Origin of the sequence: Streptomyces pimonensis (assembly GCF_041380215.1) — a bacterium.
GTDB lineage: Bacteria > Actinomycetota > Actinomycetes > Streptomycetales > Streptomycetaceae > Streptomyces > Streptomyces pimonensis.
In genome coordinates this window covers 165026-188469 of sequence record NZ_JAHWZY010000001.1, presented here as the reverse complement: position 1 = coordinate 188469, position 23444 = coordinate 165026, and the positions used below count along the sequence as shown (strand labels likewise).

Below are 23444 nucleotides of genomic sequence, written 5' to 3'. Positions count from 1 at the left end.
TGCCCTCGTGAGCCGTCCCTCGACCACTGCCCCCCACGATAGGGGCCCGCACCGACAGCCCCCGGGTTGTCCACGGACTCACCCGTACGACGGCGGCGGCCCGGCTCCCCGAAGGGCGCCGGGCCGCCGCCGTGCCGGTGGGTGCCGGGTCAGCGCACGAACACTCCCGCGTCCCCCGCCAGCTCCAGGAAGTACTGGGGCGCGACGCCCAGGACCACCGTGACGGCCACGCCGACGCCGATCGCCGTCATCGTCAGCGGTGACGGCACCGCGACGGTCGGGCCCTCGGGACGCGGCTCGCTGAAGAACATCAGGACGATCACGCGGATGTAGAAGAACGCCGCGATGGCCGACGAGATCACGCCGACCACGACCAGCGGGACCGCCCCGCCCTCCGCCGCCGCCTTGAACACGGCGAACTTGCCCGCGAAGCCCGAGGTCAGCGGGATGCCCGCGAAGGCCAGCAGGAACACCGCGAACACCACCGCCACCAGCGGGGAGCGACGGCCGAGGCCCGCCCACTTCGACAGGTGCGTCGCCTCGCCGCCGGCGTCCCGGACCAGTGTGACCACCGCGAACGCGCCGATCGTCACGAACGAGTACGCCGCCAGGTAGAAGAGGACGGACGAGATGCCCGACGGTGTGGTCGCGATGACGCCCGCGAGGATGAAGCCCGCGTGCGCGATCGACGAGTACGCCAGCAGCCGCTTGATGTCGGTCTGGGTGATCGCCACGATCGCGCCGGCCAGCATGGTCACGATGGCGACGGCCCACATGACCGGCCGCCAGTCCCAGCGCAGGCCCGGCAGCACGACGTACAGGATCCGCAGCAGCGCGCCGAACGCCGCCACCTTGGTCGCCGCCGCCATGAACCCGGTCACCGGCGTCGGGGCGCCCTGGTACACGTCGGGCGTCCACATGTGGAAGGGGACGGCGCCGACCTTGAACAGCAGCCCCATGACCAGCAGCGCGGCGCCGACCAGCAGCAGCGCGTCGTTGCCCATGGTGTCGGCGAGCGCCGGGTCGACGTCCTGGACCGTGCCGTCGACGACCTGCGCGATCGTGGCGTACGACATCGAGCCCGAGTAGCCGTACAGCAGCGCGATGCCGAACAGCGTGAACGCGGAGGCGAACGCGCCGAGCAGGAAGTACTTGACCGCCGCCTCCTGCGACATCAGCCGCTTGCGGCGGGCCAGCGCGCACAGCAGGTACAACGGGAGGGAGAGGACCTCCAGCGCCACGAACAGCGTCAGCAGGTCGTTGGCCGCCGGGAAGACCAGCATGCCGGCGACGGCGAAGAGCAGCAGCGGGAACACCTCGGTGGTGGTGAACCCGGCCCTGACCGCCTTCTTCTCGCTGTCGCTGCCCGGTACGGACGCGGCCTGCGCGGCGAAGGAGTCCACCCGGTTGCCGTGCGCCTCCGGGTCGAGCCGGCGCTCGGCGAAGGTGAACAGGCCGACCAGCGCCGTCAGCAGGACCGTGCCCTGCAGGAACAGGGCCGGCCCGTCGACGGCGACGGCGCCCATCGCCGCGATGCCCGCCTTGGTCGTGCCGTAGCCGTTCGCGGCGAGCACCACGACCGCGGCGAAGGCGGCGGCCAGCGCGACCACGGCGACGAACATCTGCGCGTAGTAGCGCGACCTGCGCGGTACGAGCGCCTCGACCAGCACCCCGAGGACCGCCGCTCCGACGACGATCAGGGTGGGCGCGAGCTGCCCGTATTCGATCTTCGGCGCGTCGATCTTCGAGATCGGGTCGGCCGCCGTTGTCCACAGGCTGTGGACGGCTGTTGCGCTCACTTGGCCGCCTCCACCTCGGGCCGGGGGTCCTTCTTCTGTACGTCGGACATGGTGTGCTCCACCGCCGGGTTCACGACGTCCGTGACGGGCTTCGGGTAGACGCCCAGGAAGACCAGCAGCACCACCAGCGGCGCCACCACCGCGATCTCCCGCACCCGCAGGTCGGGCATCGCGGAGACCTCGGGTCCCACCGGGCCGGTCATCGTCCGCTGGTAGAGGACGAGGGTGTAGAGCGCGGCGAGGACGATGCCGAAGGTGGCGATGATGCCGATCACCGGGTAGCGGGTGAACGTGCCCACCAGGACCAGGAACTCACTGACGAAGGGCGCGAGCCCCGGCAGGGAGAGGGTCGCGAGCCCGCCGATCAGGAAGGTGCCGGCGAGCACCGGGGCGACCTTCTGCACCCCGCCGTAGTCGGCGATGAGCCGGGAGCCGCGCCGCGAGATCAGGAACCCGGCGATCAGCATCAGCACGGCGGTCGAGATGCCGTGGTTGACCATGTAGAGCGTCGCCCCGGACTGGCCCTGGCTGGTCATCGCGAAGATGCCCATGATGATGAAGCCGAAGTGCGAGATCGACGCGTACGCGATCAGACGCTTGATGTCGCGCTGGCCGACCGCGAGCAGCGCGCCGTAGATGATGCTGACGACCGCCAGCACGAGGACGGCGGGCGTCGCCCACTTGCTGGCCTCCGGGAACAGCCCGAGGCAGAAGCGGAGCATCGCGAAGGTGCCCACCTTGTCGACGACCGCCGTGATCAGCACGGCCACCGGGGCGGTGGACTCCTGCATGGCGTTGGGCAGCCAGGTGTGCAGCGGCCACAGCGGCGCCTTCACCGCGAAGGCGAGGAAGAAACCGAGGAACAGCCAGCGCTCGGTGCTGGTCGCCATGTCCAGCGAGCCGTCGGCCCGCGCCTCGGCGATCCCGGTGAGCGAGAAGTTCCCGGCGACCACGTACAGCCCGATCACCGCGGCCAGCATGACCAGACCGCCGGCCAGGTTGTAGAGCAGGAACTTCACCGCCGCGTACGACCGCTGCGTCGCCGCCTTCTCCTCGCCGTGCTCGTGGGCCCGGTCCCCGAAGCCGCCGATGAGGAAGTACATCGGGATCAGCATGGCTTCGAAGAAGATGTAGAAGAGGAAGACGTCGGTGGCCTCGAAGGAGAGGATCACCATCGCCTCGACGGCCAGGATCAGGGCGAAGAAGCCCTGCGTCGGCCGCCACCTCCTGTTCCCCGTCTCCAGCGGGTCGGCGTCGTGCCAGCCCGCGAGGACGATGAACGGGATCAGCAGGGCGGTCAGCGCGATCAGCGCCACCGCGATGCCGTCCACGCCCAGCTCGTACCGGACCCCGAAGTCCGCGATCCAGGCGTGGGACTCGGTGAGCTGGTAGCGGTCGCCGTCCGGGTCGAACCGCACCAGGACGACGACCGCCGAGGCGAGTGTGGCGAGCGAGAACAGCAGGGCCAGCCACTTGGCCGCCGTGCGCTTCGCGGCCGGTACCGCGGCCGTGGCGATCGCCCCGATGGCCGGGAGCGCCGCCGTCGCTGTCAGCAGAGGAAAGGACATCGGTATCAGACCGCCCTCATCAGCAGGGTCGCGGCGACCAGGACCGCCGCGCCGCCGAACATGGAGACCGCGTAGGACCGTGCGAAGCCGTTCTGCAGCCTGCGCATCCGCCCGGACAGGCCGCCCATGGAGGCCGCCGTGCCGTTGACGACCCCGTCGACCAGGGTGTGGTCGACGTACACCAGCGAGCGGGTGAGGTGCTCACCGCCGCGGACCAGGACCACGTGGTTGAAGTCGTCCTGGAGCAGGTCGCGCCGGGCGGCCCGGGTGAGCAGCGACCCGCGCGGGGCGACGGCCGGCACCGGCCGGCGCCCGTACTGGGCCCAGGCGACCGCCACGCCGATGACCATCACGGCGACCGTGGCGACGGTGACCGTCATGGCGCTGATCGGCGCGTGACCGTGGTCGTGCCCGGTGACGGGCTCCAGCCAGTGCATGAAGCGGTCGCCGATGCCGAAGAAGGCGCCGCCGAACACCGAGCCGACCGCCAGCACGATCATCGGGATCGTCATGGTCCTCGGGGACTCGTGCGGGTGCGGCGGCTCGTAGGCGCCGCGGGTCTCGGCGGCAAGCTCCACGTCCGGCTCCGCCGGGGACGGCGTCGGCGCGTTGCGCCACCGCTCCTCGCCGAAGAACGTCATCAGCATCACGCGCGTCATGTAGTACGCGGTGATGGCCGCGCCCAGCAGGGCGCAGGCGCCGAGGATCCAGCCCTCGGCGCCGCCCTTGGCGAACGCCGACTCGATGATCCTGTCCTTGGAGAAGAAGCCGGACAGGCCCGGGAAGCCGATGATCGCGAGGTAGCCGAGACCGAAGGTGACGAACGTGACCGGCATGTACGTGCGCAGCCCGCCGTAACGGCGCATGTCGACCTCGTCGTTCATGCCGTGCATCACCGAGCCGGCGCCGAGGAACAGCCCGGCCTTGAAGAAGCCGTGCGTCACCAGGTGCATGATCGCGAAGACGTAGCCGATGGGGCCGAGGCCGGCGGCGAGCACCATGTAGCCGATCTGCGACATGGTCGAGCCGGCCAGCGCCTTCTTGATGTCGTCCTTCGCGCACCCGACGATCGCACCGAACAGCAGCGTGACCGCGCCGACGACGGTGACGACCAGCTGGGCGTCCGGGGCGCCGTTGAAGACGGCCGCGGAGCGGACGATCAGGTACACGCCCGCCGTCACCATGGTCGCGGCGTGGATCAGGGCCGATACGGGGGTCGGGCCCTCCATCGCGTCCCCGAGCCAGGACTGCAGCGGCACCTGGGCGGACTTGCCGCAGGCGGCGAGCAGCAGCATCAGCGCGATCGCGGTGAGCTTGCCCTCACCGGCCTGCCCGGCGAGGCCGGGCTCCTCCAGGGTGCCGAGCACCGGCCCGAAGGCGAAGGTGCCGAACCACAGGAACATCAGCATGATCGCGATGGACAGGCCCATGTCGCCGACGCGGTTGACCAGGAAGGCCTTCTTCGCCGCCGTCGCCGCGCCGGGCTTGTGCTGCCAGAAGCCGATCAGCAGGTAGGAGGCGAGACCGACGCCCTCCCAGCCGACGTACAGCAGCAGGTAGTTGTCGGCGAGGACGAGGATCAGCATCGCCGCGAGGAACAGGTTCAGGTAACCGAAGAAGCGGCGGCGCCGCTCGTCGTGCTCCATGTACCCGACGGAGTACAGGTGGATCAGCGAGCCGACGCCGGTGATCAGCAGGACGAACGTCATCGACAGCTGGTCGAGCCGGAAGGCGACGTCGGCCTGGAAGCCCTCCACCGGGACCCAGCTGAACAGGTGCTGCGTGACGGTGCGCTCCTCGGCGCCCTTGCCCAGCAGGTCGGTGAACAGCACCAGGCCGAGCCCGAAGGAGACGGCCGCGAGCAGCGTGCCGATCCAGTGGCCGACGGCGTCCAGCCGGCGTCCACCGCACAGCAGGACCACCGCTCCGAGCAGGGGCGCCGCCACCAGCAGCGCAATCAGGTTCTCCACGATTCAGCAGCCCCTCACAGCTTCATCAGGCTGGCGTCGTCGACCGAGGCCGAGTGGCGGGAACGGAACAGGGACACGATGATCGCCAGCCCGACCACGACCTCCGCGGCGGCGACGACCATCGTGAAGAAGGCGATGATCTGGCCGTCGAGGTTGCCGTGCATCCGGGAGAAGGCGACGAACGCGAGGTTGCAGGCGTTGAGCATGAGCTCGACGCACATGAAGACGACGATCGCGTTGCGCCTGACCAGTACGCCCGTGGCGCCGATCGTGAACAGCAGCGCGGCCAGGTACAGGTAGTTGACCGGATTCACTTCGCCGCCTCCTCGGCCCGCTTGAAGGTCGGCGCGTCGATCGCGGTGCGCCCCAGCCGCTCCTGAGCCCGCTGCTCCATCGCCCGCAGGTCGTTGATCGCCTCCTGCGACACGTCACGGATCTGGCCGCGCTCCCGCAGCGTCTTGCTGACGGTGAGGTCCGACGGGGTGCCGTCGGGCAGCAGGCCCGCGATGTCCACGGCGTTGTGCCGGGCGTACACACCCGGTGCCGGCAGCGGCGGCAGGTGCTTGCCCTCGCGCACGCGCTGCTCGGCCAGCTCCCGCTGCGTCCTGGCGCGCTCGGTGCGCTCCCGGTGGGTGAGCACCATGGCGCCGACGGCGGCCGTGATGAGCAGGGCGCCGGTGATCTCGAAGGCGAAGACGTACTTGGTGAAGAGGAGGGCCGCGAGGCCCTCCACGTTGCCGCCCGCGTTGGCCTCGCCGATGCCGTTGAACTCGCTGAGCGAGGCGTTCCCGATCCCGCCGATCAGCAGGGCGCCGAAGCCGAGCCCGCACAGCAGGGCCAGCCAGCGCTGGCCCCTGATGGTCTCCTTCAAGGAGTCCGCCGCGGTGACGCCCACGAGCATCACCACGAACAGGAACAGCATCATGATCGCGCCGGTGTAGACGACGATCTGGACGACGCCCAGGAAGTAGGCGCCGTTGGCCAGGTAGAACACCGCCAGGACGATCATGGTGCCGGCGAGGCAGAGCGCGCTGTGCACGGCCCGCCGCATGAAGACGGTGCACAGGGCGCCGATCACGGCGACCGTGCCGAGGACCCAGAACTGGAAGGCCTCCCCGGTGGAGGTGGAGTAGGCGGCGAGCTGCCCGGTCATCGCTTGATCACCTGCTCCGACGCCGGTTCCTCCGGGCCGAAGGTCGAGGCGGCCTCCTGCACCACCTCGCCCCTGGAGTGGGCGACCTGCTGCTCCGTGCCGGGCGCGGCCTCGGTCACCAGGCCCCGGTAGTAGTCCTGTTCGTCGGTGCCCGGGTACATGGCGTGCGGGGAGTCGACCATGCCCTCCTCCAGACCGGCGAGCAGCTGCTCCTTGGTGTAGATGAGGTTGGCGCGGCTGGAGTCCGCCAGCTCGAACTCGTTGGTCATCGTCAGCGCGCGCGTGGGGCACGCCTCGATGCACAGCCCGCACAGGATGCAGCGGGCGTAGTTGATCTGGTAGACGCGGCCGTACCGCTCGCCGGGCGAGTAGCGCTCCTCCTCGGTGTTGTCCGCGCCCTCGACGTAGATCGCGTCGGCGGGACAGGCCCAGGCGCACAGCTCGCAGCCGACGCACTTCTCCAGGCCGTCCGGATGGCGGTTGAGCTGGTGCCGTCCGTGGAAACGCGGGGCGGTGGTCTTCTGCTGCTCCGGGTACTGCTCGGTCAGCCGCTTCTTGAACATGGCCTTGAAGGTCACGCCGAAGCCGGCCACGGGGTTCAGGAAACCGGGCTCGGTCCCCTTGGGCTCCTCAGCCATCGGACGCCTCCTTTCCATCCGTGGATCCGCCCGGAGATTCGTCACTCCGGGTATCGGGGGCACCACTGACAACCAGCTCCCGCTCCCGGCGCGAACGGCGTCGGGGCACCGGCGGCACCTCCTGTCCCGGCAGCGGCGGTACGGGGAACCCGCCCGCCATGGGGTCGAAGGCGGGCGGGCCCTCGGGCTGCTCGGACTCCTTCGCCTTCGGCCGGAACATGTCGGCGACGAAGGAGAGCAGCAGCAGGCCGAGGACGCCCGCGGCGACGTAGAGCGCGATGTCGGTGAAGTCGTAACCCTCGTTCCGCAGCGCCCGCACGGTGGCGACGAGCATCAGCCACACCAGGGAGACCGGGATGAGGACCTTCCAGCCGAGCTTCATCAGCTGGTCGTAGCGGACCCGCGGGAGCGTGCCGCGCAGCCAGACGAAGCCGAACAGCAGGGTCAGCAGCTTGCCGGTGAACCAGAGCATCGGCCACCAGCCGTGGTTCGCACCCTCCCAGAACGTGCTGACCGGCCACGGGGCCCGCCAGCCGCCCAGGAAGAGGGTCACGGCGACGGCCGAGACGGTCACCATGTTGATGTACTCGGCGAGCATGAACATCGCGAACTTGATCGACGAGTACTCGGTGTTGAAGCCGCCGACCAGGTCGCCCTCGGACTCCGGCATGTCGAAGGGGGCGCGGTTGGTCTCGCCGACCATCGTCACGACGTAGATGAGGAAGGAGACCGGCAGCAGCAGGACGTACCAGCGGTCGGTCTGCGCCTCGACGATCGTCGACGTCGACATCGACCCCGAGTACAGGAACACGGAGGCGAACGCCGCGCCCATGGCGATCTCGTACGAGATCATCTGCGCGCAGGAGCGCAGACCGCCCAGCAGCGGGTAGGTGGAGCCGGAGCTCCAGCCCGCCAGGACGATGCCGTAGATGCCGACCGAGGCGACCGCGAGGATGTACAGCATCGCGATCGGCAGGTCGGTCAGCTGCATGGTGGTGCGCTGGCCGAAGACCGAGATCTCGTTGCCGGCCGGTCCGAAGGGGATCACCGCGAACGCCATGAAGGCGGGGATGGCCGCGACGACCGGTGCGAGGACGTAGACGGCCTTGTCCGCGCGTTTGACGACGACGTCTTCCTTGAGCATCAGCTTCACGCCGTCGGCGAGCGACTGGAGCATGCCCCAGGGGCCGTGCCGGTTGGGGCCGATGCGCAGCTGCATCCAGGCGACGACCTTGCGCTCCATGACGATGGAGATCAGCACGGTCACCATCAGGAAGGCGAAGCAGAAGACCGCCTTGAGGGCGATCAGCCACCAGGGATCGCGGCCGAACATCGAGAGGTCCTCGGCGGCGAGGTACGGGCTCATGCCTCCACCTCCTCGGGGGTCTCGTCGGCGAGGGCCGCCGGGCCGATACGGACGAGTGAGCCGGGCAGTGCCCCGGTGCCGGAGGCGACGCCGCCGCCGACGGAGTTCAGCGGGAGCCACACCACGCGGTCGGGCATCTCGGTGACGGCCAGGGGCAGCTCGACCGTCCCCTCGGTGCCGGTCACCGCGAGCAGGTCGCCGTCCTTGACGCCGGCCTCGGCGGCCGTGGCCGCCGACACGCGCGCGCGGGCGGCGTGCCGGGTGCCGGCGAGCGCCTCGTCGCCCCGTTGCAGGACGCCCTCGTCGAGCAGCAGCCGGTGCCCGGCGAGCACGGCCTCCCCGGCGGCCGGCCGGGGCAGCACGCCCGCGGTCTCCAGCGGGTCGGTGGCCCGGGGGCCGTCCCAGGCGCCGAGCCGGTCGAGCTCCGCGCGGATCGTGCGCAGGTCCGGCAGCCCCAGGTGGACGTCCATGGCGTCGGCCAGCATCTGCAGCACGCGCGCGTCGGTGGGCGCGGGCCGCCGGGTCATCTGGTCGGGCTTGAGCGCCGCCTCGAACAGGCGGACCCTGCCCTCCCAGTTGAGGAAGGTGCCGTCCTTCTCGGCGACCGCGGCGACCGGCAGGACCACGTCGGCGAGTGCGGTGACCTCGCTGGGCCGCAGCTCCAGCGACACCACGAACCCGGCCTCGGCGAGTGCGGCACGCGCGCGTGCCGGATCGGGCAGGTCGGCGACCTCCACGCCCGCGACCAGCAGCGCCTGGAGCTCACCGCGTGCCGCCGCCTCGACGATCTGTCCGGTGTCGCGGCCGTAGCGGTGGGGCAGCTCGGCCAGGCCCCAGAGGGCGGCGACCTCCGCGCGTGCGCGCGGGTCGGTCGACGGACGGCCGCCGGGCAGCAGCGCCGGCAGCGCGCCCGCCTCCACGGCGCCGCGCTCCCCGGCCCGGCGCGGGATCCACACCAGCCGGGCGCCGGTCGCGGCGGCGAACCGGACGGCCGCGGTCAGGCCGCCCCGTGCGGCGGCCAGCCGCTCGCCGGCGACGACGACCGCGCCCTCGCCCCGCAGCGCCTCGGCGGCCCTGGCCCCGTCGCCCTCCAGCCCGACGCCGCTCGACAGGGCGTCCAGCCACTCGGTCTCGGTCCCGGGGGCCGCCGGCAGCAGCGTGCCGCCGGCCTTCTCGAGCCCGCGCGTGGCGTGCGTGGCCAGGGCGAAGGTCTTCTGCCCGTGCTTGCGCCAGGCCTTGCGCAGCCGCAGGAAGACGCCGGGGGCCTCCTCCTCGGACTCGAAGCCGACCAGCAGGACCGCGGGCGCCTTCTCCAGGGAGGCGTACGTGACGCCCGTGCCGTCGAGGTCACGGCCGCGTCCCGCGACCTGCGCGGCGAGGAAGTCGGCCTCCTCGGCGCTGTGCACGCGCGCGCGGAAGTCGATGTCGTTGGTGGCGAGCGCCACCCGCGCGAACTTGCTGTACGCGTAGGCGTCCTCGACGGTGAGCCGGCCGCCGGTCAGGACACCGGTGCGCCCGCGCGAGGCCAGCAGGCCCTGTGCCGCGATCTGCAGCGCGTCCGGCCAGGACGCCGGCTCCAGCTCGCCCTCCGGGTTGCGCACCAGCGGCGTGTCGAGGCGGTCCCTCAGCTGCGCGTACCGGAACGCGAAGCGTCCCTTGTCGCAGACCCACTCCTCGTTGACCTCGGGGTCGTGGGCGGCGAGCCGCCGCATGACCTTGCCGCGCCGGTGGTCGGTGCGGGTGGCGCAGCCGCCGGAGCAGTGCTCGCACACCGACGGCGACGAGATCAGGTCGAAGGGGCGGGAGCGGAACCGGTACGCCGCCGAGGTGAGCGCGCCGACCGGGCAGATCTGGATGGTGTTGCCGGAGAAGTACGACTCGAAGGGGTCGCCCTCGCCGGTGCCGACCTGCTGGAGCGCGCCCCGCTCGATCAGCTCGATCATCGGGTCGCCCGCGATCTGTTGGGAGAACCGGGTGCAGCGGGCGCACAGCACGCACCGCTCGCGGTCGAGCAGCACCTGTGCGGAGATCGGGACGGGCTTCTCGTAGGTGCGCTTCCTGCCCTCGAAGCGGGACTCGGCGTTGCCGTGCGACATCGCCTGGTTCTGCAGCGGGCACTCGCCGCCCTTGTCGCAGACCGGGCAGTCCAGCGGGTGGTTGATGAGCAGCAGCTCCATCACGCCCTTCTGGGCCTTCTCCGCGACCGGCGAGGAGAGCTGCGTCTTCACCACCATCCCGTCGGTGCAGGTGATGGTGCAGGACGCCATGGGCTTGCGCTGGCCCTCGACCTCGACGATGCACTGGCGGCAGGCGCCCGCCGGGTCGAGGAGCGGGTGGTCGCAGAACCGGGGGATCTCGATGCCGAGCTGCTCGGCGGCCCGGATGACCAGGGTGCCCTTGGGCACGCTGATCTCGGCGCCGTCGATGGTCAGCGTCACGAGGTCCTCGGGCGGGACCGCGGCTTCTCCTCCGCCGGAGGAGCGCTGGCCCGCGGCAGAGCCGCTGTCGGATTGCTGAACAGTCATGCGTTCACCTCCGTACGGTGGTCGGCCCAGGCCGTGGACCTGGCCGGGTCGAAGGGGCAGCCCCGGCCCGTGATGTGCTGCTCGTACTCCTCGCGGAAGTACTTGAGCGAGGAGAAGATCGGCGAGGCGGCGCCGTCGCCGAGGGCGCAGAAGGACTTGCCGTTGATGTTGTCGGCGATGTCGTTCAGCTTGTCGAGGTCGGCCGTCCGCCCCTTGCCGGCCTCGATGTCCCGCATCAGCTGGACCAGCCAGTACGTGCCCTCGCGGCAGGGCGTGCACTTGCCGCAGGACTCGTGGGCGTAGAACTCGGTCCAGCGGGTGACGGCGCGGACGACGCAGGTCGTCTCGTCGAAGCACTGCAGGGCCTTCGTGCCGAGCATGGAACCCGCGGCGCCCACTCCCTCGTAGTCGAGGGGGACGTCGAGGTGCTCGTCGGTGAACATCGGCGTCGAGGAGCCGCCCGGCGTCCAGAACTTCAGCCGGTGTCCCGGCCGCATCCCGCCGCTCATCTCCAGCAGCTGGCGCAGCGTGATGCCGAGGGGCGCCTCGTACTGTCCGGGGTTGGCGACGTGGCCGCTGAGGGAGTAGAGCGTGAAGCCGGGGGACTTCTCGCTGCCCATCGAGCGGAACCATTCCTTGCCCCGGTTCATGATGGCGGGAACCGACGCGATCGACTCGACGTTGTTCACCACGGTGGGGCACGCGTAGAGGCCCGCGACCGCGGGGAAGGGGGGACGGAGCCGCGGCTGGCCCCGGCGGCCCTCGAGCGAGTCGAGCAGTGCGGTCTCCTCGCCGCAGATGTACGCGCCCGCGCCCGCGTGCACGGTGAGTTCGAGGTCGAGTCCGCTGCCCAGGATGTCCTCGCCGAGGAAGCCGGCCGCGCGGGCCTCGCGCACGGCCTCGTGCAACCGCCGCAGCACGGGGACGACTTCACCCCGCAGATAGATGAAGGCGTGGGACGACCTGATGGCGTAGCAGGCGATGACGATGCCCTCGATGAGACTGTGCGGGTTCGCGAAGAGGAGCGGCATGTCCTTGCACGTTCCGGGCTCCGACTCGTCGGCGTTGACCACCAGGTAGTGGGGTTTGCCGTCCCCCTGGGGAATGAACTGCCACTTCATGCCCGTCGGGAAGCCGGCGCCGCCGCGCCCGCGCAGGCCGGACTCCTTGACGTACGCGATGACGTCGTCCGGTGACATGGCGAGCGCCTTGCGCAGCCCCTCGTACCCCTGGTGCCTCCGGTAGACGCCCAGCGTCCAGGACGCGTCCTCGTCCCAGAAGGCCGACAGCACGGGTGCGAGCAGCTTCTGTGGGCTCATGTCCTTGAGTTCGGGTGCCAAGGTCATCACTCCCCCTCCTCGGCGACGGGACCCGCCGGGTGGGACGGGTCGGAGGCCGATGTGTCCTGCGGCGCGTCGTGCGAGCTGAGGTGCTCGGTGGGCGACGGATCGTGCGGCGGGGTGTCCCGGGGCGCCTCACCGCGCGGGTGCACCACACGCGCGGGCGCGGCCTCCCCCTTGGCCAGCTTCAGGCCGATCAGCGAGGCGGGTCCCGCGCTGCCGGTGGCCTCGACGGCTCCCTCGCGCGTGTCGGGGAAGCCGGCCAGGATGCGGGCGGTCTCCTTGAACGTGCACAGGGGCGCCCCGCGGGTGGGCGCGACCGGGCGGCCGGCGCGCAGGTCGTCGACCATGCGCTTGGCGCTCTCGGGGGTCTGGTTGTCGAAGAACTCCCAGTTGACCATCACCACCGGCGCGAAGTCGCAGGCCGCGTTGCACTCGATGTGCTCCAGCGTGACCTTGCCGTCGTCGGTGGTCCCGCCGTTGCCGACGCCCAGGTGCTCCTGGAGCTCCTCGAAGATCGCGTCGCCGCCCATGACGGCGCACAGGGTGTTGGTGCACACCCCGACCTGGTAGTCGCCGCTCGGCCGGCGCCGGTACATGGTGTAGAAGGTGGCGACCGCGGTCACCTCGGCCGTGGTCAGGCCCAGCGTCTCCGCGCAGAACCGCATCCCGGTGCGCGTGACGTGGCCCTCCTCCGACTGCACGAGGTGCAGCAGCGGCAGGAGGGCGGACCGGGAGTCCGGGTAGCGGGCGACGACCTCGCGCGCGTCGGCCTCTAGCCGGGCCCGGACGTCGTCCGGGTAGGGGGGCGCGGGCAGTTCGGGCATGCCCAGGCCGACGCCCCGCTCGGACCGCTCGGAAGAAGAGGTGGTCACCGGTCGACGCCTCCCATCACGGGGTCGATGGACGCGACGGCGACGATGACGTCGGCGACCTGGCCGCCCTCGCACATCGCCGCCATGGCCTGCAGGTTGGTGAAGGACGGGTCACGGAAGTGGACCCGGTAGGGGCGGGTGCCGCCGTCGGAGACGACGTGCGCCCCGAGCTCGCCCTTGGGCGACTCGACCGCCACGTACGTCTGTCCCGGCGGGACCCGGAAGCCCTCGGTGACCAGCTTGAAGTGGTGGATCAGGGCCTCCATGGAGCTGCCCATGATCTTCCTGATGTGGTCGAGGGAGTTGCCCAGTCCGTCCGGCCCCAGGGCGAGCTGGGCGGGCCAGGCGATCTTCTTGTCGGCGACCATGACCGGTCCGGGCTGGAGCCGGTCCAGGCACTGCTCGACGATGCGCAGCGACTGGCGCATCTCCTCCAGCCGGATCAGGAAGCGGCCGTAGGAGTCGCAGGTGTCGGCGGTCGGGATCTCGAAGTCGTAGGTCTCGTAGCCGCAGTACGGCTGTGCCTTGCGCAGGTCGTGCGGCAGGCCGGTGGAGCGCAGGATCGGGCCGGTGGCGCCGAGGGCCATGCAGCCGGCCAGGTCCAGGTAGCCGACGTCCTGCATGCGGGCCTTGAAGATGGGGTTCCCGGTGGCGAGCTTGTCGTACTCCGGGAGGTTCTTCCTCATCGTCTTCACGAACTCGCGGATCCGGTCCACCGCGCCGGGCGGCAGGTCCTGGGCGAGTCCGCCGGGACGGATGTACGCGTGGTTCATCCGGAGCCCGGTGATGAGCTCGTAGAGGTCGAGAATGAGTTCACGATCACGGAATCCGTAGATCATGATCGTGGTGGCGCCGAGCTCCATGCCGCCGGTGGCGATGCACACCAGGTGGGAGGAGAGCCGGTTCAGCTCCATCAGGAGCACCCTGATGACCGAGGCCCGGTCGGGCACCTGGTCCTCGATGCCGAGGAGCTTCTCGACCGCGAGGCAGTACGCCGTCTCGTTGAAGAACGACGTCAGGTAGTCCATGCGCGTCACGAACGTGGTGCCCTGGGTCCACGTCCGGTACTCGAGGTTCTTCTCGATGCCGGTGTGGAGGTAGCCGATGCCGCAGCGGGCTTCGGTGACCGTCTCGCCGTCGATCTCCAGGATCAGCCGGAGCACCCCGTGGGTGGACGGGTGTTGCGGACCCATGTTGACGACGATCCGCTCGTCGTCGGTGCGGGCCGCGGTCTCGACGACCTCGTCCCAGTCGCCGCCGGTGACGGTGTAGACGGTTCCCTCGGTGGTCTCGCGCGCCGAGGCGGCGGATGCGTGCGACGTGCTCATGAGTACGACCTCCGCTGGTCCGGAGCCGGGATCTGGGCGCCCTTGTACTCGACGGGGATGCCGCCGAGGGGATAGTCCTTGCGCTGCGGATGGCCCTGCCAGTCGTCCGGCATCATGATCCGCGTGAGGGCCGGGTGGCCGTCGAAGACGATGCCGAAGAAGTCGTACGTCTCGCGCTCGTGCCAGTCGTTCGTCGGATAGACCGAGAACAGCGACGGGATGTGCGGGTCGCTGTCGGGGGCGCTGACCTCGAGGCGGATCAGCCGGTTGTGGGTGATCGAGCGCAGGTGGTAGACGGCGTGCAGCTCGCGGCCCCTGTCGTTCGGGTAGTGCACGCCGCTGACGCCGGTGCACAGCTCGAAACGCAGGGCGGGGTCGTCGCGCAGGGTCCTCGCGACCCGGACCAGGTGCTCGCGCTCGATGTGGAAGGTGAGTTCGCCGCGGTCGACGACCGTCTTCCCGATGACGTTCTCCGGGAGCAGGTCCTGCTCCTCCAGAGCTCCCTCCAGCTCGTCGGCGACCTCGTCGAACCACCCGCCGTAGGGGCGGGCCGCCGGTCCCGGGAGCCGGACCGAGCGGACCAGTCCGCCGTAGCCGGAGGTGTCGCCGCCGTTGTCGGCGCCGAACATGCCGCGCTGGACCCGGACTTCCTCCCCACCCTGTCCACGCTGTCCGGGAAGGTTCTCGGCGGACAGGTCCTTCTCCGGGTTCACCCCGTCCGGCCCGCCCGCGCCGTTCGCGTCGCTCATCGCAGCAGCCCCTTCATCTCGATCGTGGGCAGGGCCTTGAGCGCCGCCGCCTCCGCCTCGCGGGCCGCCTCCTCGGCGTTCACGCCGAGCTTGGAGGTCCGGATCTTCTGGTGGAGCTTGAGGATGGCGTCCATCAGCATCTCGGGGCGGGGCGGGCAGCCGGGGAGGTAGATGTCGACCGGAACGACGTGGTCGACGCCCTGCACGATCGCGTAGTTGTTGAACATGCCGCCCGAGGAGGCGCAGACCCCCATGGAGATCACCCACTTGGGGTTCGGCATCTGGTCGTAGACCTGGCGCAGCACCGGAGCCATCTTCTGGCTGACCCGCCCGGCGACGATCATGAGGTCCGCCTGCCGCGGTGAGCCGCGGAAGACCTCCATGCCGAAGCGCGCCAGGTCGTAGCGGCCGGCGCCGGTGGTCATCATCTCGATGGCACAGCAGGCGAGGCCGAACGTGGCGGGGAAGACGGACGACTTGCGCACCCAGCCCGCGGCCTGCTCGACGGTGGTCAGCAGGAATCCGCTCGGCAGCTTTTCTTCGAGTCCCATGGCCAAAGCCCCTCAGTCCCATTCCAGGCCGCCGCGCCGCCACACGTACGCGTACGCGACGAAGACGGTGAGCACGAAGAGCAGCATCTCCACGAGCCCGAAGATCCCCAGGGCGTCGAAGGTGACGGCCCAGGGGTAGAGGAAGACGATCTCGATATCGAAGATGATGAAGAGCATCGCCGTCAGGTAGTACTTGATGGGGAAGCGCCCGCCGCCGGCCGGCGTGGGGGTCGGTTCGATACCGCACTCGTACGCCTCGAGCTTGGCGCGGTTGTACCGCTTCGGACCGATCAGCGTGGCCATGACCACGGAGAAGATCGCAAAGCCTGCCCCGAGGGCTCCCAGTACGAGGATGGGCGCATACGCGTTCACCGCTCCTCGCTCCTCTCAGTCGGCACTGACTGCAATGGGGTCCCCCTGGGGGCGAGCGAAGCCGAGCCCCTGGGGGAGGTCGTGCAGCGGGCCGGCCCCGCCTCGTCAGCCCCACGAACCACGCCCGCCCCGGCGAAGATCGAGAACATGTGAAGCAGGTCACAAGCCCAACCGCTCCGCATCTTATGCCTGTGGGTCTGTGATCTGCGACACGGGGTATCGCACAAGCTTTGTGATCTCCACCACCTGACGAACGATCATGAAGTCGGATGAGCAGCGATCTTCACACGCCAAGCATTCAAGCGGTCACCAAAGGTGACATTCTGCCTGGTCGGCGCAGCTCAAGCGGCGCGTCTCCATATCAAGAGGCTTCCCGTGCATGCAAATTGGTGCTGGACTCGATCTCTTGATAGAGGGCCGTTCACCCCTCGGAGGGGATCGAGGGCGGGATGTGGACGTGTGCACGCGTTCACGAAGTCCCGGCGACGCGCTCCGGCCCCCCGGCCGTCGGCGTCCCCGTCGGTCCGACGGCCGACCGGAGCGCGGTCGATCGAAGCGCGACCGACCCAAGCACGGCCGCCCCGGGCGCAACCGACCCCAAGCGCGAACGGCCCAAGCACGGCCGGCCACCCCGACGCCATGGCGTGGGCAATCGTTCCGTGACCTCCGTCACGTTCATGAGAGGCGCATGAGAGGAGGGGTTGGCCGATCGGTCCAACCGGTGGTAAGTGCGGGGCAATTCGGGCGAAACGATGAAAGTGCGTGATCACGGGCCGGTCACGGGCGCCCGCAATGTCCGTTAGGGCGTCAATAAAAGGCGACACGCCCGGGATTCGGAGCCCTGGTTGAACAATTGTGGCGCAGCCCACGTTTCTTGAAGATATGAAGCAACGCCTGGTACCGGTTGTTCCCATGTCCCACACCGCTCACATACGCAGCCACCGGAAGCCCCGCCGCACCGCCCCGACCGCGAGGGCGATGCGGGCCGGAGTCGCCGGTGGCGTCCTCAGCACTCTGGCAGTGGCCGGGGCGTCGGGTTCGGCGAACGCTGCCGAGCCGGTGACGCAGACCCTCGAACTGCCGACCCTGACGGCCGACCTCGCCGCTCAGGTCGCCCAGTCCGCGGAGGCCACCCAGCAGGTCGCCGCGGACTACCAGCTGCGGGCCGAGCGTGACGCGGCCGCGGAGAAGGCCGCGAAGGAGGCCGAGGCCGACCTCGCCGAGGCCAAGAAGAAGGCCGAGGCGAAGAAGAAGGCCGCCGAGGAGGCCCGCAGGGCCGCCGCCGAGCGCGCCGCCCGCGACGCCGAGCGCGCCGCCCTCACCGCGACCACCGCCACCACCACCACCACCACCACCGCCACCGCCACCGTCTCCGCGCCCACCGGCGGCAGCGTCGCGACGGTCATCGCCTTCCTCAAGGCGCAGGTGGGCGACGCCTACGTCATGGGCGCCTCGGGCCCCAACGCCTGGGACTGCTCCAGCCTGGTGCAGGCCGCGTTCAAGCAGGTCGGCGTCGACCTGCCGCGCGTCTCGCAGGACCAGTCGATGGTCGGCACCGACGTCTCGCTGTCCAACCTCCAGGTCGGCGACATCCTCTACTGGGGCGGCAAGGGTTCCGCGTACCACGTGGGCGTCTACATCGGCGGCGGCCAGTACCTGGACGCCGCCAACCCCTCCAAGGGCGTCGTCATCCAGGACCTCTCCGGCTACCCCGCCTCGGGTGCCGTGCGCGTGCTCTGAGCCGCGCCCCGTCATGGAGCGAAGGGCCGCTGCCGCTCGGGGGCAGCGGCCCTTCACCGTCCCCGCACACCGGACCGGGATCGCCCGATGGCCCGAATCGTCCCGCCGCCCGGACGGGTCGACGGCGCCGGTGCGCACCGGCCGGACGCCGTACGGCCCCGTGACGGCCCCTCACGGCGCCCCGGCGCGGACGCCGACGGCCCGGAGCCCGTCCTCCGGACCCCGGCCGTCCACGGTGCCGCTCACGGCTTCGCGCCGCGCGGGCGCCCGCTCACGCCTTCGGCGCCACCTTGCTCAGGCCGTTGATGACGCGGTCCATCGCGTCGCCGCCCGTCGGGTCCGTCAGGTTGGCGAGCAGCTTCAGGGTGAACCTCATCAGCATCGGGTGCGTCAGTCCGCGCTGGGCGGCGATCTGCATGACCTTCGGGTTGCCGATGAGCTTCACGAAGGCCCGGCCGAGCGTGTAGTAGCCGCCGTAGGTGTCCTTCAGAACCCGCGGATAGCGCCGGAGCGCGATCTCCCGCTGGGCCGGGGTGGCCCGCGCGTGGGCCTGGACGATCACGTCGGCGGCGATCTGCCCGGACTCCATGGCGTAGGCGATGCCCTCGCCGTTGAAGGGGTTCACCAGGCCGCCCGCGTCGCCGACCAGCAGCAGGCCGCGCGTGTAGTGCGGCTGGCGGTTGAAGGCCATGGGGAGCGCGGCGCCGCGGATCGGGCCGGTCATGTTGTCCGGGGTGTAGCCCCAGTCCTCCGGCATGGAGGCGCACCAGGCCTTGAGGACCTCGCGCCAGTCCAGCTCCTTGAAGGCGTCCGAGGTGTTGAGCACGCCGAGGCCGACGTTGCTCGTCCCGTCGCCCATGCCGAAGATCCAGCCGTAGCCGGGCAGCAGCCGGTCCCGCGGGCCGCGGCGGTCCCACAGCTCCAGCCAGGACTCCAGGTAGTCGTCGTCGTGGCGGGGCGAGGTGAAGTACGTGCGGACCGCGACGCCCATCGGGCGGTCCTCGCGGCGGTGCAGGCCCATCGCCAGGGACAGCCGGGTGGAGTTGCCGTCGGCGGCCACCACCAGCGGGGCGTGGAAGGTGACCTCCCGCTTGTCCTCGCCGAGCCTGGCCTTCACTCCGGTGATGCGACCGGTGCGGTCGTCGACGATCGGCCCGCTCACGTTGCAGCGCTCGTACAGCCGGGCGCCCGCCTTCTGGGCCTGCCGGGCGAGCTGCTCGTCGAAGTCGTCGCGCTTGCGGACCAGTCCGTAGTCGGGGAAGGAGGCGAGATCCGGCCAGTCCAGCTGGAGACGGACGCCGCCGCCGATGATGCGCAGGCCCTTGTTGCGCAGCCAGCCGGCCTCCTCGGAGACGTCGATGCCCATCGACACCAGCTGCTTCACGGCGCGCGGGGTGAGGCCGTCGCCGCAGACCTTCTCGCGCGGGAACTCGGTCTTCTCCAGCAGGAGCACGTCGAGTCCGGACCGGGCCAGGTGGTAGGCGGTGGTGGAGCCGGCTGGCCCCGCGCCCACGACGATCACATCGGCGGTGTTGTCGGAGAGGGGCTCGGTCACGGCGGGATCTCCCCAAGTTCGAAATCTGCGTGCCGACCGGCACTGGACAGGGGCAGTCTATTCAGCACGATCGATCACCCGGTTGAAGGGCTGCCCCGTGAACCGAGCTCTCCCCGCCGTGCGGTTGCGCGTCCCCACCCACGAGGACGCCTTCGTCCGGCACCGGGTCTTCGACGACCCGGACGTCATGGAGTTCCACGGCGGCAGGAGGGCGGAGCTGTCGGTCCACGAGGAGCCCACCGCCCGCCGGCGCCGGCACGACGCCGAACGCGGCTTCTGCCTGTGGAGCGTGCTCGACGGGTCCGGGCAGGTCATCGGCTTCACCGGTGCCCAGCCGTGGGAGCGCGAGTGGGGCCCGACGGGCGAGATCGAGATCGGCTGGCGGCTCGGACGGGAGCACTGGGGCAAGGGGTACGCCACCGCGGCGGCCCGGCAGACGCTGGAGCGGGTGGTGGCGGGCCCGAAGGGCGTGGTGGCGATGGTGGACGCCTGCAACTCCCGTTCCACGGGGGTCACCCGGCGGCTCGGGATGCGCCTCGCCGAGACGTTCACGATTCCGGCTTCCCCGCACGAGGTCCACTGCTACCGGCTGGACCTCTGACCACGACACCCGACCGTCACTCCGGGTAGCACATTGTCACGGAAAGCCACTTGGTGCTTCCGGCGGGCCCGCACCGGGTCTACTCTGCCGGTACCGCTTGGGGGTGAGGTCCGTGCGCATGACACCCAGGACACCCGCACCCGAAGTGCGCGTACCGCGCCTGGTCGGACTGATGGCCGTGGACGCGCGCGAGTCGGCCCGGGCGTGGGGCCTGTCCGTCGACGCCCCGGACCGGCCGGACTTCCGGCTCGCCGTCGTCGACTACGTCGTACGCCAGTATCCGCAGCCCGGCACGGAGGTGCCGCGAAACTCCGTGGTCCACGTGTGGTTCGACTTCGGTGAGGGCGAGAGCGGCGGAGGGGTGCGCGAGCCTCGCGGGCCGGCGCCGCCCGAGGGCGGGCTCCGGCGGGAACGGGAGGAGCCCGCCCCGCCCCGCGCGGTGGTGCTCAGCTCTCCTTGAAGCCCCGGTGCAGTGCGACCACTCCGCCCGTGAGGTTGCGCCACGCCACCTTCGACCAGCCGGCGCCCTTCAGCCGTCCGGCCAGCGCGGGCTGGTCGGGCCAGTCGCGGATGGACTCGGCGAGGTAGACGTACGCGTCCGGGTTGGACGACACCGACCGGGCAACCGGCGGCAGCGCGCGCATCAGGTACTCGGTGTAGACGGTGCGAAACGGCGCCCACGTCGGATGCGAGAACTCGCAGATGACGATCCGCCCGCCGGGCCGGGTCACCCGGTGCATCTCGCGCAGGGCCGCGTCCGTGTCCTGCACGTTGCGCAGCCCGAAGGAGATGGTGACGGCGTCGAACACGTCGTCCCTGAAGGGCAGTCGGGTCGCGTCGCCGGCCGTGTACGGGAGCCAGGCGTTGTTCCGCTTGCCGACCCGGAGCATGCCCTGGGAGAAGTCGCAGGGCACCACGTAGGCGCCGGCACGGGCGAAGGGCATCGACGAGGTGCCCGTGCCGGCCGCCAGGTCCAGGACCTTCTGCGCCGGCCGGGCGTCGACCGCCTTCGCGACCTCCTTGCGCCACCGCCGGTCCTGGCCGAGGGAGAGCACATCGTTCGTCAGGTCGTACCGTTCCGCGACGCCATCGAACATCGAGGCGACTTCGTGCGGCTGCTTGTCCAGGGATGCGCGGGTCACGCGCCCATTCTTGCAGCCCGCCCGCCCGGCAGGAGCGTCGGCTTCCGGCGCGCGGCGACGTCCTCGACCCGGCCGCACGCGAGCACGCAGCCCCCGATCAGGACCCGGCCGACGCCGAACAGGAACCACTGGCTCTCCAGCGGCGGGTGCGCCTCGAACGCGACGCGCGTTCGCGGAGGAGAAGGGCGTCGCGTGGGTGTCGATGTGGTCGACGTTCCGGGACCGGCGGTGCGACGAGGACAGCTCCGCGGACGACCCGTTGACGGACTGCAGCGGCGTGGAACAGGAGGACGGGGCGTTCGGGGAGGCGTTCGCGGGGTGAGGGCCGGCGCCGCCGCGGGGTCAGCGCCGCCGGTACACCAGACGCCCCCCGACCACGGTCGCCACGCAGGTCCCGGCGCCGCGTGCGGCGAGCGCGGCCTCGTCCGGCACGTCGAAGACGGCGAACCGGGCGGCGGAGCCGGGCTCCCGGGGCTCCGCGAACGTCACCGGCAGGCCGCAGGCGTACGGGTCCAGCGCGGCCGTCCCGCCGGGGCGCCCCAGCCGGCCGACGACGCCCAGTCCGGAGCGGTGCACGGCGTCCCGGACGGCGCGGTTGCGCAGTTCCCCGCAGGCCACCGCGACCGTGCCGTGGGCCAGCATGCGCTGCACCCCGCGCCGGGCGCTCGCGCCCCAGCGGGCGTCGTCCATGGGCAGGGACGCGAGCGCGTCCCCCGTCAGCGGCTCGGTGCCCAGTTCGTCGGCCTCACGCGGATCCGGGTGGTACGCCTCCTCCAGCAGTTCGTCGCCGTGGAGGTTGACGAGGCCGGCGGTGAGGATGCCGGGCCACCGGCGCACCCGGGTCCGCGGACGGTCGGCGAGCAGGTCCTCCAGAAAGCCCGCCCGGGCGATCCACGCGCCGTCGACGGCGAGCGCCCGCCCCTGGGAGTCCGCGTGGATCGTGAGCACGTGCGGGCTAGTTGGACGCGAGGAGCTTCAGCTCCGGGTGGGCCGTGCCGCCCTCGATGGCGGTGGAGGAGATGTGGGAGACCACGCGGTCGTCGGCGGGGTCGTTCGCCGGGTCGTCGTGCACCACGAGGTGCTCGTACGTCGTCGACCGCTGGGCCGGGACCCGTCCCGCCTTGCGGATCAGGTCGATGATCTCCAGCCGGTTGGAACGGTGCCTGGCGCCGGCGGAGGAGACCACGTTCTCCTCCAGCATGATGGAGCCGAGGTCGTCCGCGCCGTAGTGCAGGGAGAGCTGGCCGACCTCCTTGCCGGTGGTCAGCCAGGAGCCCTGGATGTGGGCCACGTTGTCGAGGAAGAGGCGGGCGATGGCGATCATCCGCAGGTACTCGAAGAGGGTGGCCTGGGTGCGGCCCTTCAGGTGGTTGTTCTCGGGCTGGTAGGTGTACGGGATGAAGGCGCGGAAGCCGCCCGTGCGGTCCTGCACGTCACGGATCATCCGCAGGTGCTCGATCCGCTCGGCGTTGGTCTCGCCGGTCCCCATGAGCATGGTGGACGTGGACTCGACGCCGAGGTTGTGCGCGATCTCCATGATCTCCAGCCACCGCTCGCCGGACTCCTTGAGCGGCGCGATGGCCTTGCGGGGACGGGCGGGGAGCAGCTCGGCGCCCGCCCCGGCGAAGGAGTCGAGCCCGGCCGCGTGGATGCGGGTGATCGCCTCCTCGACGCCCACCTCGCTGATCCGCGCCATGTGCTCGACCTCGCTCGCCCCCAGGCTGTGGATGACGAGCTGCGGGAACTCCTTCTTGATGGCGGCGAAGTGCTTCTCGTAGTACTCGACGCCGTAGTCCGGGTGGTGACCGCCCTGGAACATGATCTGCGTACCGCCGAGCTCGACGGTCTCGGCGCAGCGCCGCAGGATGTCGTCGAGGTCGCGGGTCCAGCCCTTGGCGGTGTCCTTGGGGGCCGCGTAGAAGGCGCAGAACCTGCACGCCGTGACGCACACGTTCGTGTAGTTGATGTTCCGCTCGATGATGTACGTCGCGATGTGCTCCGTACCGGCGTACCGGCGCCTGCGCACGGCGTCGGCGGCGGCGCCCAGCGCGTGCAGCGGGGCGTCCCGGTAGAGGTCGAGGGCTTCTTCGGGGGTGATCCGCCCACCGGCGGCGGCACGGTCGAGGATGGGCTGAAGGTCGGCCTTCTCGGTCACCGGCGTCCCTTTCGAAG

General features: G+C 70.8%; 21 protein-coding genes and 2 pseudogenes. 4 read left to right on the top strand and 19 right to left on the bottom strand.

What is annotated here, in order from left to right; genetic code table 11:
* Window positions 1–149 precede the first annotated feature (149 nt).
* From nuoN to KYY02_RS00850, 14 genes are read right to left on the bottom strand one after another with little or no spacing between them, the layout of a single operon-like run.
* Window positions 150–1799, bottom strand: a complete 1650-nt coding sequence (nuoN, locus tag KYY02_RS00915; RefSeq protein ID WP_371235442.1) for an NADH-quinone oxidoreductase subunit NuoN — start codon at window positions 1797–1799, stop codon at window positions 150–152.
* Window positions 1796–3367 (bottom strand): NADH-quinone oxidoreductase subunit M, encoded by a 1572-nt coding sequence (locus KYY02_RS00910; protein ID WP_371235441.1) that lies wholly within the window; start codon window positions 3365–3367, stop codon window positions 1796–1798. Before KYY02_RS00910 ends, nuoN begins: the two co-directional genes overlap by 4 nt.
* A 5-nt stretch (window positions 3368–3372) precedes the next feature.
* A complete protein-coding gene (gene nuoL, locus KYY02_RS00905) occupies window positions 3373–5337 on the bottom strand; it encodes an NADH-quinone oxidoreductase subunit L (RefSeq protein WP_371235440.1) in 1965 nt (654 codons plus the stop codon).
* A 14-nt stretch (window positions 5338–5351) separates the two neighbouring features.
* On the bottom strand, window positions 5352–5651 hold the full coding sequence (gene nuoK, locus KYY02_RS00900; protein ID WP_030401737.1) for an NADH-quinone oxidoreductase subunit NuoK: 300 nt from the start codon (window positions 5649–5651) through the stop codon (window positions 5352–5354).
* On the bottom strand, window positions 5648–6490 hold the full coding sequence (locus KYY02_RS00895; protein WP_371235439.1) for an NADH-quinone oxidoreductase subunit J: 843 nt from the start codon (window positions 6488–6490) through the stop codon (window positions 5648–5650). The genes nuoK and KYY02_RS00895 overlap by 4 nt, the downstream gene beginning before the upstream one ends.
* Complete coding sequence (nuoI, locus tag KYY02_RS00890; RefSeq protein WP_371235438.1) at window positions 6487–7128, bottom strand: NADH-quinone oxidoreductase subunit NuoI; 642 nt, start codon at window positions 7126–7128, stop codon at window positions 6487–6489. The genes KYY02_RS00895 and nuoI overlap by 4 nt, the downstream gene beginning before the upstream one ends.
* A complete protein-coding gene (gene nuoH / locus KYY02_RS00885; RefSeq protein WP_371235437.1) occupies window positions 7121–8494 on the bottom strand; it encodes an NADH-quinone oxidoreductase subunit NuoH in 1374 nt (457 codons plus the stop codon). The genes nuoI and nuoH overlap by 8 nt, the downstream gene beginning before the upstream one ends.
* On the bottom strand, window positions 8491–11019 hold the full coding sequence (locus KYY02_RS00880) for an NADH-quinone oxidoreductase subunit G (RefSeq protein WP_371235436.1): 2529 nt from the start codon (window positions 11017–11019) through the stop codon (window positions 8491–8493). The genes nuoH and KYY02_RS00880 overlap by 4 nt, the downstream gene beginning before the upstream one ends.
* On the bottom strand, window positions 11016–12365 hold the full coding sequence (gene nuoF / locus KYY02_RS00875; RefSeq protein WP_371235435.1) for an NADH-quinone oxidoreductase subunit NuoF: 1350 nt from the start codon (window positions 12363–12365) through the stop codon (window positions 11016–11018). Before nuoF ends, KYY02_RS00880 begins: the two co-directional genes overlap by 4 nt.
* Window positions 12365–13234: an NADH-quinone oxidoreductase subunit NuoE gene (nuoE, locus tag KYY02_RS00870; RefSeq protein ID WP_371235434.1), complete on the bottom strand. Its 870-nt coding sequence runs from the start codon at window positions 13232–13234 to the stop codon at window positions 12365–12367. The genes nuoF and nuoE overlap by 1 nt, the downstream gene beginning before the upstream one ends.
* On the bottom strand, window positions 13231–14562 hold the full coding sequence (locus KYY02_RS00865) for an NADH-quinone oxidoreductase subunit D (RefSeq protein WP_371235433.1): 1332 nt from the start codon (window positions 14560–14562) through the stop codon (window positions 13231–13233). The genes nuoE and KYY02_RS00865 overlap by 4 nt, the downstream gene beginning before the upstream one ends.
* On the bottom strand, window positions 14559–15311 hold the full coding sequence (locus KYY02_RS00860) for an NADH-quinone oxidoreductase subunit C (protein ID WP_371235432.1): 753 nt from the start codon (window positions 15309–15311) through the stop codon (window positions 14559–14561). The genes KYY02_RS00865 and KYY02_RS00860 overlap by 4 nt, the downstream gene beginning before the upstream one ends.
* Window positions 15308–15862: a NuoB/complex I 20 kDa subunit family protein gene (locus tag KYY02_RS00855; protein WP_371235431.1), complete on the bottom strand. Its 555-nt coding sequence runs from the start codon at window positions 15860–15862 to the stop codon at window positions 15308–15310. The genes KYY02_RS00860 and KYY02_RS00855 overlap by 4 nt, the downstream gene beginning before the upstream one ends.
* A gap of 12 nt (window positions 15863–15874) precedes the next feature.
* Complete coding sequence (locus KYY02_RS00850) at window positions 15875–16234, bottom strand: NADH-quinone oxidoreductase subunit A (protein ID WP_003974383.1); 360 nt, start codon at window positions 16232–16234, stop codon at window positions 15875–15877.
* A gap of 882 nt (window positions 16235–17116) precedes the next feature.
* Here KYY02_RS00850 and KYY02_RS00845 point away from each other — a divergent pair.
* Window positions 17117–17974 carry a C40 family peptidase gene (locus KYY02_RS00845; protein ID WP_371235430.1) on the top strand — a complete coding sequence of 286 codons (858 nt, stop codon included), beginning with the start codon at window positions 17117–17119 and terminating at the stop codon, window positions 17972–17974.
* Between the two features lie 271 nt (window positions 17975–18245).
* On the opposite strand, the gene KYY02_RS00840 is transcribed toward KYY02_RS00845, so the two are convergent.
* The gene (locus KYY02_RS00840) at window positions 18246–19529 is read right to left on the bottom strand and encodes a geranylgeranyl reductase family protein (RefSeq protein WP_371235429.1); all 1284 of its coding nucleotides are present in this window, start codon (window positions 19527–19529) and stop codon (window positions 18246–18248) included.
* A 97-nt stretch (window positions 19530–19626) separates the two neighbouring features.
* Here KYY02_RS00840 and KYY02_RS00835 point away from each other — a divergent pair, with 97 nt between their 5' ends.
* Together KYY02_RS00835 and KYY02_RS00830 are read left to right on the top strand one after the other, a co-directional pair.
* Window positions 19627–20130, top strand: a complete 504-nt coding sequence (locus tag KYY02_RS00835; RefSeq protein ID WP_371235428.1) for a GNAT family N-acetyltransferase — start codon at window positions 19627–19629, stop codon at window positions 20128–20130.
* A 118-nt stretch (window positions 20131–20248) separates the two neighbouring features.
* A complete protein-coding gene (locus tag KYY02_RS00830; protein WP_371235427.1) occupies window positions 20249–20590 on the top strand; it encodes a PASTA domain-containing protein in 342 nt (113 codons plus the stop codon).
* On the opposite strand, the gene KYY02_RS00825 is transcribed toward KYY02_RS00830, so the two are convergent.
* Together KYY02_RS00825 and KYY02_RS00820 are read right to left on the bottom strand one after the other, a co-directional pair.
* Window positions 20577–21272: a demethylmenaquinone methyltransferase gene (locus tag KYY02_RS00825; protein ID WP_371235426.1), complete on the bottom strand. Its 696-nt coding sequence runs from the start codon at window positions 21270–21272 to the stop codon at window positions 20577–20579. The two genes, KYY02_RS00830 and KYY02_RS00825, sit on opposite strands and share 14 nt — an antisense overlap.
* Window positions 21269–21433: pseudogene (locus KYY02_RS00820) on the bottom strand (acyltransferase family protein); the annotation flags it as partial. The gene KYY02_RS00825 and the pseudogene KYY02_RS00820, both read right to left, overlap by 4 nt.
* Before the next feature lie 2 nt (window positions 21434–21435).
* On the opposite strand from KYY02_RS00820, the pseudogene KYY02_RS00815 reads away from it, so the two are divergent.
* A pseudogene (locus KYY02_RS00815) lies at window positions 21436–21594 on the top strand (hydrolase); the annotation flags it as partial.
* A 20-nt stretch (window positions 21595–21614) separates the two neighbouring features.
* On the opposite strand, the gene KYY02_RS00810 reads toward KYY02_RS00815, so the two are convergent.
* Window positions 21615–22220: a hypothetical protein gene (locus KYY02_RS00810; protein WP_371235425.1), complete on the bottom strand. Its 606-nt coding sequence runs from the start codon at window positions 22218–22220 to the stop codon at window positions 21615–21617.
* Between the two features lie 7 nt (window positions 22221–22227).
* On the bottom strand, window positions 22228–23427 hold the full coding sequence (gene mqnC / locus KYY02_RS00805; protein ID WP_371235424.1) for a cyclic dehypoxanthinyl futalosine synthase: 1200 nt from the start codon (window positions 23425–23427) through the stop codon (window positions 22228–22230).
* Window positions 23428–23444 lie beyond the last annotated feature (17 nt).

Coding starts and splice junctions, on each gene's coding strand:
- KYY02_RS00910 (WP_371235441.1), bottom strand. CDS start 3,367: ATGTCCTTTCCTCTGCTGACAGCGACGGCGGCGCTCCCGGCCATCGGG.
- KYY02_RS00895 (WP_371235439.1), bottom strand. CDS start 6,490: ATGACCGGGCAGCTCGCCGCCTACTCCACCTCCACCGGGGAGGCCTTC.
- nuoI (WP_371235438.1), bottom strand. CDS start 7,128: ATGGCTGAGGAGCCCAAGGGGACCGAGCCCGGTTTCCTGAACCCCGTG.
- nuoH (WP_371235437.1), bottom strand. CDS start 8,494: ATGAGCCCGTACCTCGCCGCCGAGGACCTCTCGATGTTCGGCCGCGAT.
- KYY02_RS00880 (WP_371235436.1), bottom strand. CDS start 11,019: ATGACTGTTCAGCAATCCGACAGCGGCTCTGCCGCGGGCCAGCGCTCC.
- nuoF (WP_371235435.1), bottom strand. CDS start 12,365: ATGACCTTGGCACCCGAACTCAAGGACATGAGCCCACAGAAGCTGCTC.
- KYY02_RS00865 (WP_371235433.1), bottom strand. CDS start 14,562: ATGAGCACGTCGCACGCATCCGCCGCCTCGGCGCGCGAGACCACCGAG.
- KYY02_RS00860 (WP_371235432.1), bottom strand. CDS start 15,311: ATGAGCGACGCGAACGGCGCGGGCGGGCCGGACGGGGTGAACCCGGAG.
- KYY02_RS00855 (WP_371235431.1), bottom strand. CDS start 15,862: ATGGGACTCGAAGAAAAGCTGCCGAGCGGATTCCTGCTGACCACCGTC.
- KYY02_RS00845 (WP_371235430.1), top strand. CDS start 17,117: ATGAAGCAACGCCTGGTACCGGTTGTTCCCATGTCCCACACCGCTCAC.
- KYY02_RS00830 (WP_371235427.1), top strand. CDS start 20,249: ATGACACCCAGGACACCCGCACCCGAAGTGCGCGTACCGCGCCTGGTC.